This window comes from Ruminococcus bicirculans (ex Wegman et al. 2014) (assembly GCF_000723465.1).
GTDB classification, from domain to species: domain Bacteria; phylum Bacillota; class Clostridia; order Oscillospirales; family Ruminococcaceae; genus Hominimerdicola; species Hominimerdicola aceti.
Genome location: NZ_HF545616.1, coordinates 226,049 through 241,275, shown reverse-complemented (window position 1 = coordinate 241,275; position 15,227 = coordinate 226,049). Strand labels below are relative to the sequence as shown.

Here is a 15,227-nt window from a genome sequence, read left to right as displayed (position 1 = left end):
TTATATATTCGCCCTTTAATGCAGAATTCGGGTCAAAATGTTGGTGTGGTGTTTGGGTTTGGTGTTTGGTCTATACCGCAAGCATAAGCCTTGCACCGAGCTTAAAGCCTGCTGTGTTGGTATCTATGATGTTGAGGCGGTCAAGGCTGAGAGTTTCGCCCTTGTCCAGCAGAGGAGCTATAACATAGGCGACAGCTTTCGGCAGGTAACCAATTCGGTAAAAGCCCTTTGCACCCTCTGGGAACGCCCACAGGCTCACGGCGTTGCGGTCTGCGGCGTTGGTGCTTTCGTGCTTGAGTTTCAGCACAGCAGGCTTGCTCTCCATAGCCTTGAGAACGCTCTGACGGCGGTTGAATGAAGTCCCTGCTATCCTTACGGACAGCCTTTCGGCTTTAGCTATCACCCACGCCTTGAGCATTGCTGTGCGGCGGTTATAGCCCTTGCCTACGAGTTTGTTTGCTATTGTCATAAGTCTTGATTTTGTGGTTTTGGTCATTGTTTTCAGCTCCTTGAATTATCTCAGTATTAAGAACGCTACTGCAAGTATCAATCCGCCAAGCTTGAGCAGCTCTTTGCAAAGTTTGAAAATATCATTTTTCATATTGACACCCTTTCGTTTTTGTGGTATAATTCAAGCAGTTGGGAGAGCGGTCAACTCTCCTTTCTGCCGAATTTACTTATTTAAGTAAATCTTTTATGATCAAGATGTAGCCAATCAAGCCGATTATCTCGATCATTAGCTTGTTAAGTTGTTGGACCAGCTTAACAAGCTTTTTTATTTTCTTGTCCAATTTAACCGCCCCCTTTCGTTCTTCGTTGATATTATTATAACACGTATTACGCAATACGTCAATGCTTTTGAACAACAAACATACACAAATATTACGTAATATCTTTGTACAAACTGCATATTGCGTAATACAGTTTATAGATGTATAATATACTTGGGGGGTGGAATGTATGGATAAGCAAAAACAAATCATTAGACAAAACAAGTATGTGGCTGAAAAATATGACCGATTTACAGCAACCTTTCCAAAAGGCAAGAAAGAAGAATACAGAGTTCACGCTGAGAAAAAGGGGTTGAGCCTTAACGGCTTGATCAATGAGCTTATTGAGGACGATATAGCAAAGTACAAAAAATAGGGGTGATATATATGACAAAGGCTGTGACAAAAGCCCACGCAGAAAGCAAGGGTGAAAGTCTTAAAGGCTTTATTAACAGGGCTATTCACGAAACTATGAGCAGAGATGAAACAGAATAAAAAGAGGGTGTTACAATGTCAGTATCAGAAGCTCAAAAGAAAGCCAACAGACAATGGGACAAAGAAAATATGATAACATTAGGCTGCAAGGTCAAGAGAGAACAAGCAGAAAAGTTTAAGAAATATGCTGCGGACAATGGCAAAACCGCTAATGCTCTACTCAAGGATTTTGTGTTGGAGAAAATAGAAGAAAGGGAGTGAAGCTGTAAAAATGGATAAGATAATAAAGCTTTCATACGACAGAGATATGTGTCCGGATAATGACAGCGTGATTAGTCAAGTCACTTGTAAGAATTGTGAATACTACAAAGGTTTTGAATTATGTAACGGAATTCAATGTACTCTTTGCGGTTATTATTCAAGCAGTTGTGAGGAGGGCACCGAATAACAAAACAGCAGGCGTTATTATACTCCACATTACTAATGCTCATTAAATGATACTGCATAATATTGAACAAAAAGAAAAGCAAAGTTTGTGCATATTGCGAATGGCATTTTTACTCAATTTTGAGTATAATAACAGTAACAGAACCTCACGCACCTCTTAACAATGTGTCCCAGTGAGGGCTTTTTTTTAGGTGGTGATTATGGTATGAATACAAAAGAGCCTGAGTTATTTTGCAGACAGGTAAATAAGCTTATAGAGCACGGCTGTGAAATAACCGACTATGAGCAAGCCATAATGATACTTAACAAAATCAATTATTATAAATTATCAGCTTACTTTTTGCCGTTTAGAGATAATGACGGAAATTATAAGCAGGGCACAACGCTTTTGCAAGTTTATAAGATATATGAATTTGACAGAAAGCTAAGTGCGTTTCTTTATGGGATAATTCAAAAGATAGAGGTTTTTGTAAAAACACAGATAGCTTACTATCATTCAAACAAATATGGTGCTTTAGGTTATTTAGATCATTCCAACGTTGCCGATAAAATGATAGAAAAACACAAAAAGCTTATTGATAATTTCAACACTGAGGTAAAACGCAACAAAGAATTACCTTTCGTGAAACATCATATAGACAATTATGACGGCAAATTTCCGTTGTGGGTAGCTGTTGAATTATTTACTTTGGGCAATACATCACAGTTTTACTCGCAAATGAAAACAGCAGATAAAAAAGTTATAGCAAGGTCTATTTCGTACATAACACAAACAGAATGTACATATTCTCAGCTTGAAAGCTGTCTGCGGTGTCTTACCACACTTAGAAATAAATGTGCTCACTTTGGAAGAATTTATTATTCAAGGTTTAAATGGTTTCCGTCTTTGCCTTACGAGGAAGAATACAAGGCGTACGCTCGTGGACGCAATTTTATTTATCTTTACCCATATTTATACATTATGAAAGTGTTGTACCCGTCACCTGAAAGCTGGAACGGCGTTGTTACAGAGCTTGCCGCACTTATAGAAGAATATAGCAGCTATATTGATATAAACTGCATTGGCTTTCCCGATAATTGGGAAGAACAATTATCAAGAGAATAAATCAAGCAGGCGTTACACCCTCTCGACACTTTATCGACAGTTTAAAGGTGCAAAGCCTGCTATTATTTTGTATGTATGCTGTTAAAACGCTCTACAATGCCCCTAGCGTGTGCTGTATGGCGTTCTGCGTGTTTTGTGGTTAAGTTATGTTCTTGAAATTGCAACGGCTTATACGGCTTTCTGATAGATTTAGCGATGATTGCACTTCTAAGGGGCTTGTTTTACTGAACGTGTGGGCTTTAGCTCAAATATGAGCGATAGCAACCAGCTCAAAAATGAGCAAGTACAAAGTCTATTGATACTACTAATTTTTATCAATTTGCAACTAAAAGCAACTAATGTACAATTATTTGTACTCGCTTTTGGGTGTTATTTGGGTGTTATGAGCCGCAATAACACCCAAAACCAGACTTGACAATGCTAAACGATAATTCACGCAAAAGCCCTATTTACCGACGTTTGCGAGGATTTACAAAAAGCCGCTAAACGCACTTTTGAGTGTTCAAGTCCCGTTTGCCGCACCATACTTGTGCAATAAAATAGATGCACACCTCGAAAAGCTCGTATTTACGAGCTTTTTTTGCGTTTTGAGGGCAAAAATTTCAGGTGTAAAACCGTGGATGCTTTTTCGTTAAAAAAGGATCTGAACCCTCAACAATTAAACATCGTCAAACAAAACGGCAGACTTTGAGTATATTTTGCTCTAAGCCTGCCGATTTTTTATGAAAAAACTTTCACAAAGTTTTCAATATAAATTTATTGGATCTGCCGATTTTGTTGGTATCTCTTAAAACGGAGAAACCAATAGGATCGGCTTTTTTGTTTTTTAAGAGAGGTGGTGATCCTAATGTAGCAGAGGCTGTATTAACAGATGAGAAAATAAATTTGACAGGAGGAATGTGTAATGTATTACAATAAAGAAAACGTTGAAAGGCTGCGACAGAGATATCCGGAAGGAACTCGCATCTGCCTTGACAGAATGAATGATGATCCTTTCCCTGTTGAGTCCGGTACTCTTGACATGGTCGATCACGTTGATGACGCCGGCACTCTGCATTGTATCTTTGATAATGGGAGAACGCTCGGAGTTATCCCAGGCGTGGACGATTTTCACGTTATCAGAGAAGGATCGGAACAAACTGAGGAAGAAGAAATGAATATATCAATGTGACGGTCAGTGGGTTTGATCGGTGAGCCTTTTGAGATCGAAACGACTTCGAAGTTCGATAAGGCTACGCTTACTTATGTGATCGATAAGTCTAAGCTTGGTGATACTGAGTTTGACAACCTACTGTTTTTATGGTATGATGAAGAAAATGACAATTTTGTTGAGCTGGATACCATTCTTGACGAGGAGAATTCAACTGTAAGTGTGGAGACTACACACTTCAGTAAGTATATGATTGTTGACGGAAAAGAATGGTATAGAGCATGGCAAGATATTTACACTAAAATAAACGAATCAAAAGGCCAGCATATTCCAAATGCATTGTTTGACGGTGATTCGGGAGCGCAACAGTATAACCTTTTGGGTCAAGAGAAAGCTGAATGGTTTTACAATAAAAGAAAAATATAAGGAGATGTTTTTTTGAAAGTATCCATTATGAATAACATTCTCACATATAACGATAAGTCGGTAACTATGAAAAGAAAAATAATAGATTATATCGTTATGTCAGAGTATCTGATTATACTTGAGGACTTCACAGGCGACGACTATAACTTAGTTTATTGCTTTGATAATGAACTTCACAAGTTGTGGAAAATCAAAAAGCCTGACAGCAAATTTATTGGTCAAAAACAGCTTCCGTATGTGGGCATCACAATAACCAAAGGGTTGACAGTCGTTGATACTTTAGGAAGATACTTGATAATAGATATGGATACAGGGGAAATCACAGATATGTTTTGCAATAGATTTTAACCAGCACCCAGTACAATGAAATAGAGCATATCAATAATCAATTTCGGGTATTGCTGTCCGCAATGTAAGATTGATCCAAACCACGAAGGCTCAGACAGTAAGAATCATTTTAAATATACAAGAACTATTTCAACAGTTGTTTGGATAAGAGATGGAAATATGTTGTATTATAACAAAACTTAGTAACAAACGGTGGTGCAGATTATATTGATACATCAACAAATAAAAAATATGATATAAAAAGCTTTCGCTCATATCCAAATGGTCAAACCGCTCCAAGAAAAGGCGCATTTAAATTACAAAATGCAACGGCGGATGTTACAAAAGAAATCAAGAAAGGTTATTATGTAATAATAGATACTGTTGGTTTAACAAATGAGCATTTGTTTGAACTTAAAGCTGCATTGGAAGAAATGGGATATTCTGAGTATATCTTGTGGTACTATTAATGGAGATGCTATATGTTTAGGAATTACGAAAATAAATCATTTTCTTATCTTAGTGAACCTCATTACGAATCTATTTATGTTGCAGATTGTAATTTTTTTAAAGTAAATCATAGCAATTTTGAACTATATGATTCAATGATTTTCGAAAGCCAATTGGATTATTGTACTTTTTCAACTGCTCGTATTGGTAAAAATAAATTTGGGTATTCATCATTATCTAATTGCAGTATTTGCCATACTAATTTTATAAGAAATGAGTTTAATGATATTAATCTTAGTTCTATCTCCTTTTTTGATTCATTAATATGTGGAAACAATTTTGAAAAATGCAAATTTGAATCTGTTATGTTTGAAAATGTTAATTTCGAGAATAGTTATTTTTCGGATTGTTTATTTCACGATATTACAATAAATAACTGTAAGGGATTAAAAAACGCATTTTTTGAGAACATTAATTTTGGAACAATCGAAACACCCGTAATATTATCGGATGAAAAAGCTCTTCAATATCTACTTAACTATAATATTTAGCTATTGCTATTATTTTTGCCGTACAGACTAAAATCTGTACGGCAAAAATAAAAAGGAGAACTTACATGAAATTGCAAATTATACCTGGGGAAAGTGTTGGCGAATATAAGTTGGGAATGACATATCATAAGTTGATAAAAACTATTCAATTAGAAAATATTGCGTATAAGAAGATAGTATTACCAACTTGTATTAAAATTGTAACAAAGAATATGGTGTTCTTACTGGTTAATAATGTTATTATGCAGATTACAGTATATGGGGATTTCAAAGGAACATTTAATGATACCATAGGTATAGGTTCTTCCTTGGCTGATGTTAAAGAATACATCGGTGACATCAAAACCGGTGAATATGATATTGTGCCGACTTATGAATTACGAGATATATCGGGTATATGCTTTGAATTAAAAGATGAAGATAACTGTGATGAATATAAAGTACCTATAGATGCAATCAGTATTTATTATCCGTAGGGGTTTAACTTGAGATTATGTTGTAAACACATAAGCATGCGCGTATATCAGCCAGAACCAAATGATTTGAAATATGATGTTTGGAGATGTGAAAAATGTGACAGGGTATATTTGTTCAAAAACAATAAAGATAAGATTCTATTTATTTGATTGCTATAAGTGGAGTAATGATTCTTCGGAAGGTGATTTGTATAATTTACATTACTATGGTCTAGCACATTCCTTTAAAGATTACGGGTGTTATGAAACAACTGTGACCTGGAAACAGGGATCGAGATATCCTAATAAACTGACCGAAAATGAATTAATGACTACATACTTTAATGGTATAGTAGATTCTTATTTAGCAAACGCATATATAGAAGGATACAATTATTATAACAAAATTAGCGCTATTATGTAAAATAAGTTACTAAGAGGTCGTTCTTATGAAAAAATATAATGTGCTCACTAAGATAAATACATTTTTACTGATTTTCATTCTATTGTTGCTATTTGTAAACAGGTATTACGAGCTATTCAGCGACCATATCAGCGTATTGCTTTTATGCACTTATCTGTCGTACCTTGTGATAGCATTGATGATCGTAAAGCTAATAAAATACCAAAAAGGTGCCCTGTCAAAGATCGAAATATTCGGCTTATTGATAATTGCGGTAATAATCAGTTTTGTTGGTAGAGATATGTTTTCTGACTGGAAAAATCATATCATATATTCATCTGATGATATATCAGTAATTGCCCGTGTGAACAGAACAATGTTCGGAAACAGGTGTGATATATGTATTTGCAGGAACGGAGCAGTAATGAAAAAAGTTGATGAGCCATTGGCTTTGCAAAGTGACTATGATCCGATTGAAAAACACTATTATGAAGTCCTAGAAGATGAACAAGAGCTGACTATTAGAGTTAAATGTTCCGAAGATAGTAGTAGATATGAAGAAGTGACGATAGAGATTTAATAGAAGTTTGTTACTTATATCAAATATGGAAGATTATCTTTACACTCGCACAAATTGATGACAATATCTCAAACTTAATAATGTTCCTAAAGACAGCCGTACTCATAAAGTGAAAGTCAAGGGCGGGGGATTTTTTTAATCAAGCACACCGTATTTGGTGGGCTTCGCTCGCAGGAGATCGTCACGATGTTGTCACCTCCCTACCATAGTCCTATGCAGTCGAACAAATGCCGTTGTGAGATGTTTTCGGCAACTCTTATCATTACTTTGTCACAATCTGACATAAAGCTGTCCACATCTTCTATGGCGGTGAAGCCGCTGTTGTTCAGGGCTTCTGTGAGCTTTTGTTTATCCTTGGTATAGGCGATATAGGCAGTTTGCAAGGACCTGTTATTTTGTACTGTGATAAGCTGTGAATATGGTATCTTGCTGTTTTGCAACTGCTTTTCTACGGCTTCACTCTCGCCCGAAAAGACTTTGAGGGGCTTCCCTTTTGCGGCTGTGATAAGATAGCCTTGGCAGGTGAACTTTTTCTGAGCAGACTTTATGTGAGATATCACAAAGCTTGCGTCTGTGCGGTATGAGCGTTCAAATATCTGCACGGTTTTGTTGTACCATTCTTCGTTGTTCTTTTCAACTGATTTTGATGTTACCATGGTATCGCCCCTTTCACTGATATTATAATATCACAACCTATGTGTGCAATTTCGGACATAGGAAACGGTATTATCATATTGAGGTGAATAATATGATATACAAGGGAATATTCTGGCTTATCGAGGGTGAATTATATACAAAGAAGTTAGAGTGCGACAAATCGGGAAATGTTATTGGTGACGGCAGTGGACTTAACTCAAAGTCGGGGGATAATTTCAATCACAGGCTGACTTGGGAGGGACTGCCGAAAAACGTAACACATGGGAAAGAGTACAATTATTATCCTCGGGGCAGGGTGGAAATAAAGGGCGGCAAGGCTGTGATATATCTTAATCCTACGCTGAACAGTGAGGAGATGTTGGCGGAGCTTACAAGGCTGTTCGGGCTTGATGAGCTTGATTTTGTGAGGGTCAAAAATGACGGAAGCAGGCACTACAGAGCGTATGCTCCATAGTGCCTGCGCTTTATTTTATCTCATAGATATCGTCATAGAGAAATCTCACGTTGCCCACAGTACGATCTAAATGGAAATGTCCGCAGAGCCACATTTCATAGACTAGCTTATTTCTTATTTTGGAAAGAAACTTTTCGTTATCATAATGCCGTTTGAAGCACTTGGCGGTGTTCAGGTCAGGGATATAGCGGTCTGTTGGTCTATACTCATATCTTTATCTGTTAAAGCCTATATGCTTTGGCTCTTCTTCGGGGGTATCGTCCTCGGTGAGGTCAAAGTCACGGGCTTTTAGGGTCACGATATCGTCCATTGTCATGGTACTGAAATTCTGTCTTGTGAGCCTGAGTGCCTGACCGAACAGTGCTCCCTCTATAAGATTTCTTGCAAATCTGCCGTTGCCGAAATTCGGCTTCTTGCAGACCCTTTCAAGAAAAGGCAGGAGTGTTTCATCAACGTCGTCGGCAAGCTTATGTTCATTGTTTTTAGCCATAAGATGGACGATACTAAGAAGATCCTCGGCGGTATAGTCCTCAAAATTGACATGGAACGCAATTCTTGATCTCAGGCCAGGGTTGCGGTCGAGGAAGTCGTTCATTTCCTTTGGATAGCCTGCGAAAATGACTACCATATCGTCACGGTTGTTCTCCATTTCCTGCACGATAGTGTTTATGGCTTCGTCGCCATAAGAGCCAGAGCGGTCATCGCAAAGGGAATAGGCTTCGTCGATAAAAAGCACTGAGCCTTTAGCTTTCTTGAACATATTCTTCACCTGAACGGCTGTCCAGCCAACATATTTTCCAACAAGGTCGGAACGTCCGCACTCGATAAGGTCGCCTTTAGAAAGCACGCCATTTTCTTTGAGTATTCTTGCAAACAGCCTTGCAACTGTGGTCTTTGCTGTGCCGGGGTTGCCTGTGAACACCATATGCATGGCTGTTCGGCTTTCTTTCATGCCCTTATCGGCAAAAATTTTCTGCGCCTTTGAATATGTTATCGCCTTTTCGATAACGCTCTTGGCGGAATCAAGTCCGATAAGCTCCTGAAGCTCGCTGTAGGCAGAGCCTTTTATCTCCTTGGCTTCTTCCCTGTCATAGAGCTTTTTGAAGTTTGAATACTGGGGATAGATTTTTGTTTTCAGGACATTTGAATACCAAGTATCGTACATACCCATAAGCTCGCTTGCTCTATATGGGGTATCCTTTGCGCACAGGGAAAGGAGGTCTTTATCGCAGGAGGTATTCTCTTCTCTGCAAAGCTTTCTGAGATATTTATGTGCATCTTCGTTTTCTACAGTATCGTCCGCAAGCTTCACGAATGTGATAGCGCCGAGCTTTTCTTCCACAGCGTCAGGGAGAGAAGGTCCGTCATTTGAAAAGGTAAAAATAAACTGTATCTCGTTTTTGTAGGCATTGATGAGGTCAAATATAATATCGGGGATAGTTTCATCGGCTGTACAATTATCGCTGTTGGTACACTTTAAACCACAACAATTCATTATGATAGTAGAGCCGCTGCAAACACGGAACAGTTCACGGATATCTGAGCTTCGGGCTGATAAATTATAAAGGTCGAGAACGGTATATCTTGCACAGCCTAGTCTGTTATTTGAATACAGGGAGCTTACAAGGGTATCGGCAAGCCTATGGGCATTATCGCTTTGGACCAAATAATGTACCGGTATGCCTTTTGTTACACCGACGCTGTTCTTTCTGAATATTCTCTTAAGCTCAGGCTCAAAGGTATCTGAGCAGAGATATTTTTTTGCTACGGCGAGAGCGTCTTTTTTATCAATGGACTTTGTGATATTTTCGTTTATGTACGATCTTCTATAGTTACTGAACAGGTCGTCCAGTTCATAGTCATTCAGCAGATCTTCATCGAACTTGAAATTATCATGATAGCTGTTGGGGATCATTCTTTTGAACGTTTCCACTGTTATTTCCTCGAAGCTTATATCCACGCACTCAAGCTTTATAAATGAAAAGAAGTTCTTTACATAGGCTTTTACGTCGGCTTCAATGTCTGTCATCATTACCCCTATGGTCGCCTGATCTTTTACGGCGCTTGATATAAAGGCACAGCTTCTGTTGGACATGGTGCGTGCCATTTCATTGAACTCGTTTATAAGCTGGTTTTTCTCATCAAAGAATGTATCGTACTCTTCTTCATTATCTCTTGTTCTTCTGATAATAGACTCTTCAAGTATACATCTTGCTCTGTAACAACGCATAAAAATCCGCCTCCGTGGTCTTTTCTCATTCTTGTTTTTCGTCTGTATCTGCATTATAGCACCCGGAATGTTCAAAAATGTGGACATAGCGGAAGCTTTTAATATCCGAAATTTTACCCATGGTAGGTGGTATGATAATAGCAACACAAAAAGAAAGGACTTGATACAATGGATAAGAGCAAGATATACACTGCAGAAATGGCGGCGAGGAAAATATGCTGACAGCGGATTTCGGGCACAGGCTGCCTGTTAGGGTGCTAAAGCAGGTGGTGTATCCTTTTATGATACAAAAACTTAGCGGCACACAATTGACAAAATAAAGCAAAAGTGATATATTGAAAGAAAGATATCACAGAACAGGAGGGCAAAAATGTCATATACAAAAACAGATATGCTTTCGCACAAGATCATTGAGATACTCAAAGAACACAGTGATGAAAAGCACCCCCTTACTCAGCAGCAGATCTGCGGTTATCTTGAGGAAAAGCTTGGCATAAAGCCTAACCGCAAGACGGTGGCTCAGCATTTGAAGAGCATAATAGGCGATGAAAGCTGCAATGTTTTCATCGCAGACAATGACAACGATGATGATGATGATAAAAGCGATAAAAAATACATCACAGATATTTACTACGCCTCTGACATCACCGCGGAGGAATATGAGTTTCTGGCAGACAGCATCATATACTCACCAATGCTCCCTGCGGACTATGTGAGGGATCTGATAAAAAAGATAAACATCTTATCTACGGGTAACACAAAGAGCAAGGAAGCCAATCTCAGAGAGACCTTTCACTATGGCAACAAGAGCGTTTTTTTGGTGATAGAAAATATCAAAGAGGCTATGAACACCAACAGGAAACTTGATGTTACCATAAGCGATTATGACAAGAACGGCAAGCTCCTCACTAAGAGCGACCCACAGAGCGGTATAAAGCTTCAACGTGTTATGCTCAGCCCTTATGGCATCGTTATGGCAGACGGCTTTTACTATCTCCTTGCAAGTGATGTTCGTTACGATGATCTTCGTCATTTCAGGATAGACAAGATCCTAAAGGCGAGTATCTGCGAAGAGGACGGCTCTATGAGAGATGTAAAGACGCTTAGCAATGTTCCGAGGGATCTAAAGCCTGTGCAATACAAAAATCTTAACAGGTATATGCTTGACGGGACTGTGGAGCGTGTACATATCAACATAAAAAAGAAAGACATAAGTCTTGTGCTTGATACATTCGGGAATGAGTTCACCTGCAATAAGGTCATAGATAATGACGATATCTATGACGTGACGTTCAGGGCAAATATCCAGACGGCTGTACGCTGGGCGATAGCTAACAGAAAAGCTGTGAAGCTGACCTCGCCAAAGAGGGCTGTGGATATTGTAAAAGAAGAGATCTCGGCATTGTCTGAGATGTATGGAAATCAAGAGAGGTGACTAAAATGAATGTAAATACAGTTAATTTCGGAGATATCATAAAGGAGATAAGTCATGGACTTATGGCGGAGAGCTATATTTCGGACAATGAGTTTACTAAGCCATGCGAATATCTAAGGCTTGTGGACATTGACGACGGCGTTATTGCGGAAAACTGCATTGAGATAGTTTATGACAGCAAGCGTTTTGAGAAATATGCCATAAAGGACGGAGATGTGATACTTTCTACCACGGACAAGAATTTCAAGGTGATATGTGCAGGCGATATGGGGGACAGAAAGCTTCTTGTTTCACCCACGCTGATAAGGATAGGACTTGACAAGGAGAAGGCTGACCCTTACTATATTGCGGCTTATCTTTCATCGGCAGAGGGAAAGGCTATGCTTGACGGCTGTCGCAGCGGAAAGGTACTAAGGATATTGCACACAAAGGGGTTGAAAGAGTGTGAGATACCTTTGCCGACTATGGAGGAGCAGAGAGAGATCGGCGAAAAATACCGACATCGTCTTCATGAGATAAGACGGCTTAAAGCTGATATAGAGGGGCTTTATGAGGATATAGAGATGATGAGATAGAAAATTGATCCGCATTGCGTACAAAAGAGTGTCGCTGTGCGGATCTTTTATATTGTTTGGAAGCGTTCTTCCACTTGAAAATTTCATAAATACGCTATATAATAAGGATATATCTGAAAAGGGGTGGAGATATGACCTTACAGCAGCTTAAATATGTGGTGGCTACGGCGGAGAAAGGTACTGTCAGCGAGGCGGCACAGTCGCTTTTTATTTCTCAGCCTAGTCTTACTAACGCTATCCGTGAGCTTGAAAAGGAAATGAATATCACTATATTCATACGCACAAACAAGGGCATAACGGTATCAAAAGAGGGTGAAGTCTTTTTGGGCTATGCAAGGCAGGTGCTTGAACAGGCGAGCCTTCTTGAAGAAAAATACTGCGGAAAGCAACACGGCAAAAGGCAGTTTTGCATATCCACTCAGCATTACTCCTTTGCGGTGAACGCTTTTGTTGACCTTATAAAAGAGTTTGGCGGAGATGAATATGATTTCAGCATTCGTGAGACGCAGACCCACGAGATAATCGAGGACGTGGCGAGAATGAAAAGCGAGCTTGGCATACTCTATCTCAACGATTTCAACGAGCCTGTGCTTTCAAAGGAGATAAAGTCCAAAGAGCTTAAATTCACGGAGCTATTTTCTGCAAAGCCACACGTTTTTGTAGGCTCTGCAAATCCCCTTGCGCAGAAAAAGTCGGTGACCCTTGACGACCTGCTCCCCTACCCTTATTTATCCTTTGAGCAGGGGGAATACAACTCTTTCTACTACTCGGAGGAGATACTAAGCACCATAAAACGACCAAAGAATATCCGCGTCCGTGACCGTGCGACCCTTTTTAATCTTCTTATCGGTCTTAACGGCTACACCATTTGCAGCGGCGTTATTGACGAAAAGCTCAACGGCAGTGATATCGTAGCTGTTCCCCTTGAAGCGGAGGGGTCCATGCGCATTGGCATAGTTACTCACAAAAAGGTACTTTCTAATCCACTGACGGAATTTTATATCAATGCACTGAAAAAATATATAGGCGAGGAAACAAGGTTGACAACATGAGAAATATGTGATATTATAAAAGCATACAAAGCCTATAGGAATTATGTACAAAGGAGAATTTTCATGACAGAGCTTATAAAGCTTGAACAGAATATAACCGATACTATAAAAGAGTCGCAGATAAAGCTTGGGTTTACCCCTAATGCGGTGACGCTTTTTTATCCTCTTGACTCACTCAATGCCATAACAGGGGGCGAGCTTACGACTGAGGAAATGATAAAAGCCATAGACGAATACAAAAGCGAGATACTTTCATGCAAGGCTTCGCTTGCTCAGGACGGCAGGATAGCTGTTACGGTATCAGAGGAGAGCGTGAGGGCTATCCACGAAAAGGTGGAGGCAAGCCCGTTTCTTGTGGAGTTTATCGGAGCGGTAAAAGAGGGGTGTTCTCTTGAAAGAGCGGCTGAGATATTCAGAAAGTACAATAAGAACGCTGTTATAACTGCTGCACCTGACGATGAATTTGACCTGCTTGCATACTTTCCAGACGGAGAGCCTGACGGCTGCCGATACTGTTTACAGGACGACTTGGGCGGCATAACATATCACAGATTCACCAAGCTTGACTATGACGCACTTTATCCCGAAAAGTCAGGAGATAACACAGAAAAATGAAAAATTTCACCTGCATAAGCGTAAATCACAAGCTTTGCGGACAAGCCTTTCGCAGCCTTTTCACATTTGACAGCGCTCAGTGTGAAAAGCTGCTTTTTGACGTAAAGGACCTTTCACCTGTGCTTATTTGCACCTGCAACAGGACGGAGCTTTACTTTTGCGGAACACCTGAGGAGGGCATAAGGCTTCTTTGTGAACAAAGCGGAGTGGAGATCGCAAAGCTCAAACGCAAGGTCATGATATTCACAGACAAGACGGCAGTAAAAAGGCTTTACAGCGTATCATGCGGTATAGAATCAGCGGTCATAGGTGAGGACGAGATACTTGGACAGGTTCGCCGTGCATATGATCTTTCAAGGGAACGCATTGGGCTTTCCTCTGAGGTGAACATGATATTTCAAGGGGCTATCGCTTGTGCGAAGAAAATAAAGACGGAGACGGAGCTTTCAAAGACTTCCGTTTCCACGGCTACTCTTGCGGCTAAGGAAGCGGCACATTATAAAGATAATGTCAGGGTGATGCTCCTTGGAGCAAGCGGAGAGATAGGTTCGCTGGTCCTGAAAAATCTTCTTTCATACAAGAACGTAACTGTGCTTGCGACGGCACGTTCCCACAGAAATGCACTGGAATATATTTCAGACGATCCAAAGCTTGAGTTTATACCATACGAAAAGAGATATGAGCGCATTGGCGAATGTGACTGCACAATTTCGGCGACTTCAAGCCCCCACTACACTGTTACGGCGGATATGCTCAGTGATAATGAAAACAAGCTTTTTATAGACCTTGCAGTACCGAGAGATATTGACCCTGCCGTGGAAAAGCTTGCAGGGGCTAGGCTTATTGACATGGACTTTTTCACGGAGCTTGCCAAAGAAAACAATCTCAAAAAGCTTGACAGCGTGGAGAGGTCAAAGCTTATCATTGACGAGGAAACTGACGAGCTTGAAAAGCAGCTTATGTTCCATGATTTTCTTCCGCAGTTTGAGAGCCTTGACAGAAGACTTTGTGAGGTTTCGGCGAAAGAGCTTTTTTTCAGACTAAAGTCGGAGCTTGATTCACAGACTTTCGGCAAGGTTATAGAAGTAATAAAAGAATACGGAGAATGAC

Annotated in this window: 18 protein-coding genes; 15 read left to right on the top strand and 3 right to left on the bottom strand. The window is 39.7% G+C overall.

All coding sequences use genetic code 11. The features are described 5' to 3' along the window. Positions 1 to 70: 70 nt before the first annotated feature. Complete coding sequence (locus RBI_RS01040; protein WP_038670402.1) at positions 71 to 496, bottom strand: HIRAN domain-containing protein; 426 nt, start codon at positions 494 to 496, stop codon at positions 71 to 73. Positions 497 to 960: 464 nt separating this feature from the next. Here RBI_RS01040 and RBI_RS01035 point away from each other — a divergent pair, with 464 nt between their 5' ends. From RBI_RS01035 to RBI_RS00995, 9 genes are all read left to right on the top strand, one after another. Beyond that, on the top strand, positions 961 to 1,146 hold the full coding sequence (locus RBI_RS01035; RefSeq protein ID WP_038670400.1) for a hypothetical protein: 186 nt from the start codon (positions 961 to 963) through the stop codon (positions 1,144 to 1,146). Between the two features lie 134 nt (positions 1,147 to 1,280). Further along, positions 1,281 to 1,466 carry a hypothetical protein gene (locus RBI_RS01030; protein ID WP_038670398.1) on the top strand — a complete coding sequence of 62 codons (186 nt, stop codon included), beginning with the start codon at positions 1,281 to 1,283 and terminating at the stop codon, positions 1,464 to 1,466. Positions 1,467 to 1,857: 391 nt separating this feature from the next. Continuing rightward, positions 1,858 to 2,757 carry an Abi family protein gene (locus RBI_RS01025; RefSeq protein WP_038670396.1) on the top strand — a complete coding sequence of 300 codons (900 nt, stop codon included), beginning with the start codon at positions 1,858 to 1,860 and terminating at the stop codon, positions 2,755 to 2,757. 904 nt (positions 2,758 to 3,661) lie between these two features. After that, on the top strand, positions 3,662 to 3,928 hold the full coding sequence (locus RBI_RS01020; RefSeq protein WP_038670394.1) for a DUF4314 domain-containing protein: 267 nt from the start codon (positions 3,662 to 3,664) through the stop codon (positions 3,926 to 3,928). Positions 3,929 to 3,934: 6 nt separating this feature from the next. Then, complete coding sequence (locus RBI_RS01015) at positions 3,935 to 4,333, top strand: hypothetical protein (protein ID WP_038670392.1); 399 nt, start codon at positions 3,935 to 3,937, stop codon at positions 4,331 to 4,333. A 12-nt stretch (positions 4,334 to 4,345) separates the two neighbouring features. Further along, a complete protein-coding gene (locus tag RBI_RS01010; protein ID WP_038670390.1) occupies positions 4,346 to 4,681 on the top strand; it encodes a hypothetical protein in 336 nt (111 codons plus the stop codon). A 461-nt stretch (positions 4,682 to 5,142) separates the two neighbouring features. After that, positions 5,143 to 5,661 (top strand): pentapeptide repeat-containing protein, encoded by a 519-nt coding sequence (locus RBI_RS01005; protein WP_038670388.1) that lies wholly within the window; start codon positions 5,143 to 5,145, stop codon positions 5,659 to 5,661. 65 nt (positions 5,662 to 5,726) lie between these two features. Then, positions 5,727 to 6,137, top strand: coding sequence for a hypothetical protein (locus RBI_RS01000; protein WP_038670386.1), 411 nt, complete (start codon positions 5,727 to 5,729; stop codon positions 6,135 to 6,137). A 428-nt stretch (positions 6,138 to 6,565) separates the two neighbouring features. Beyond that, a complete protein-coding gene (locus tag RBI_RS00995) occupies positions 6,566 to 7,099 on the top strand; it encodes a hypothetical protein (protein ID WP_038670384.1) in 534 nt (177 codons plus the stop codon). 200 nt (positions 7,100 to 7,299) lie between these two features. Here the strand turns inward: RBI_RS00995 and RBI_RS00990 are convergent, their stop codons facing one another. Beyond that, positions 7,300 to 7,755: a hypothetical protein gene (locus RBI_RS00990; RefSeq protein WP_038670381.1), complete on the bottom strand. Its 456-nt coding sequence runs from the start codon at positions 7,753 to 7,755 to the stop codon at positions 7,300 to 7,302. Positions 7,756 to 7,847: 92 nt separating this feature from the next. Here RBI_RS00990 and RBI_RS00985 point away from each other — a divergent pair, with 92 nt between their 5' ends. Beyond that, positions 7,848 to 8,210, top strand: a complete 363-nt coding sequence (locus RBI_RS00985) for a hypothetical protein (RefSeq protein WP_038670379.1) — start codon at positions 7,848 to 7,850, stop codon at positions 8,208 to 8,210. Between the two features lie 214 nt (positions 8,211 to 8,424). On the opposite strand, the gene RBI_RS13840 is transcribed toward RBI_RS00985, so the two are convergent. Next, a complete protein-coding gene (locus RBI_RS13840; RefSeq protein ID WP_051706231.1) occupies positions 8,425 to 10,440 on the bottom strand; it encodes an AAA family ATPase in 2,016 nt (671 codons plus the stop codon). 370 nt (positions 10,441 to 10,810) lie between these two features. Between RBI_RS13840 and RBI_RS00975 the strand changes: the two genes are divergently transcribed. The 5 genes from RBI_RS00975 (at position 10,811) to hemA (ending at position 15,226) form a co-directional block, all read left to right on the top strand. Next, the gene (locus RBI_RS00975; protein WP_038670378.1) at positions 10,811 to 11,875 is read left to right on the top strand and encodes a helix-turn-helix transcriptional regulator; all 1,065 of its coding nucleotides are present in this window, start codon (positions 10,811 to 10,813) and stop codon (positions 11,873 to 11,875) included. A 5-nt stretch (positions 11,876 to 11,880) separates the two neighbouring features. Then, the gene (locus tag RBI_RS00970) at positions 11,881 to 12,450 is read left to right on the top strand and encodes a restriction endonuclease subunit S (RefSeq protein WP_038670375.1); all 570 of its coding nucleotides are present in this window, start codon (positions 11,881 to 11,883) and stop codon (positions 12,448 to 12,450) included. Between the two features lie 131 nt (positions 12,451 to 12,581). Then, on the top strand, positions 12,582 to 13,502 hold the full coding sequence (locus RBI_RS00965) for a LysR family transcriptional regulator (RefSeq protein ID WP_022287091.1): 921 nt from the start codon (positions 12,582 to 12,584) through the stop codon (positions 13,500 to 13,502). 63 nt (positions 13,503 to 13,565) lie between these two features. Continuing rightward, positions 13,566 to 14,117, top strand: coding sequence for a DUF3877 family protein (locus tag RBI_RS00960; protein ID WP_038670373.1), 552 nt, complete (start codon positions 13,566 to 13,568; stop codon positions 14,115 to 14,117). Beyond that, positions 14,114 to 15,226 (top strand): glutamyl-tRNA reductase, encoded by a 1,113-nt coding sequence (hemA, locus tag RBI_RS00955; RefSeq protein WP_038670371.1) that lies wholly within the window; start codon positions 14,114 to 14,116, stop codon positions 15,224 to 15,226. The genes RBI_RS00960 and hemA overlap by 4 nt, the downstream gene beginning before the upstream one ends. Position 15,227: the final 1 nt, after the last annotated feature.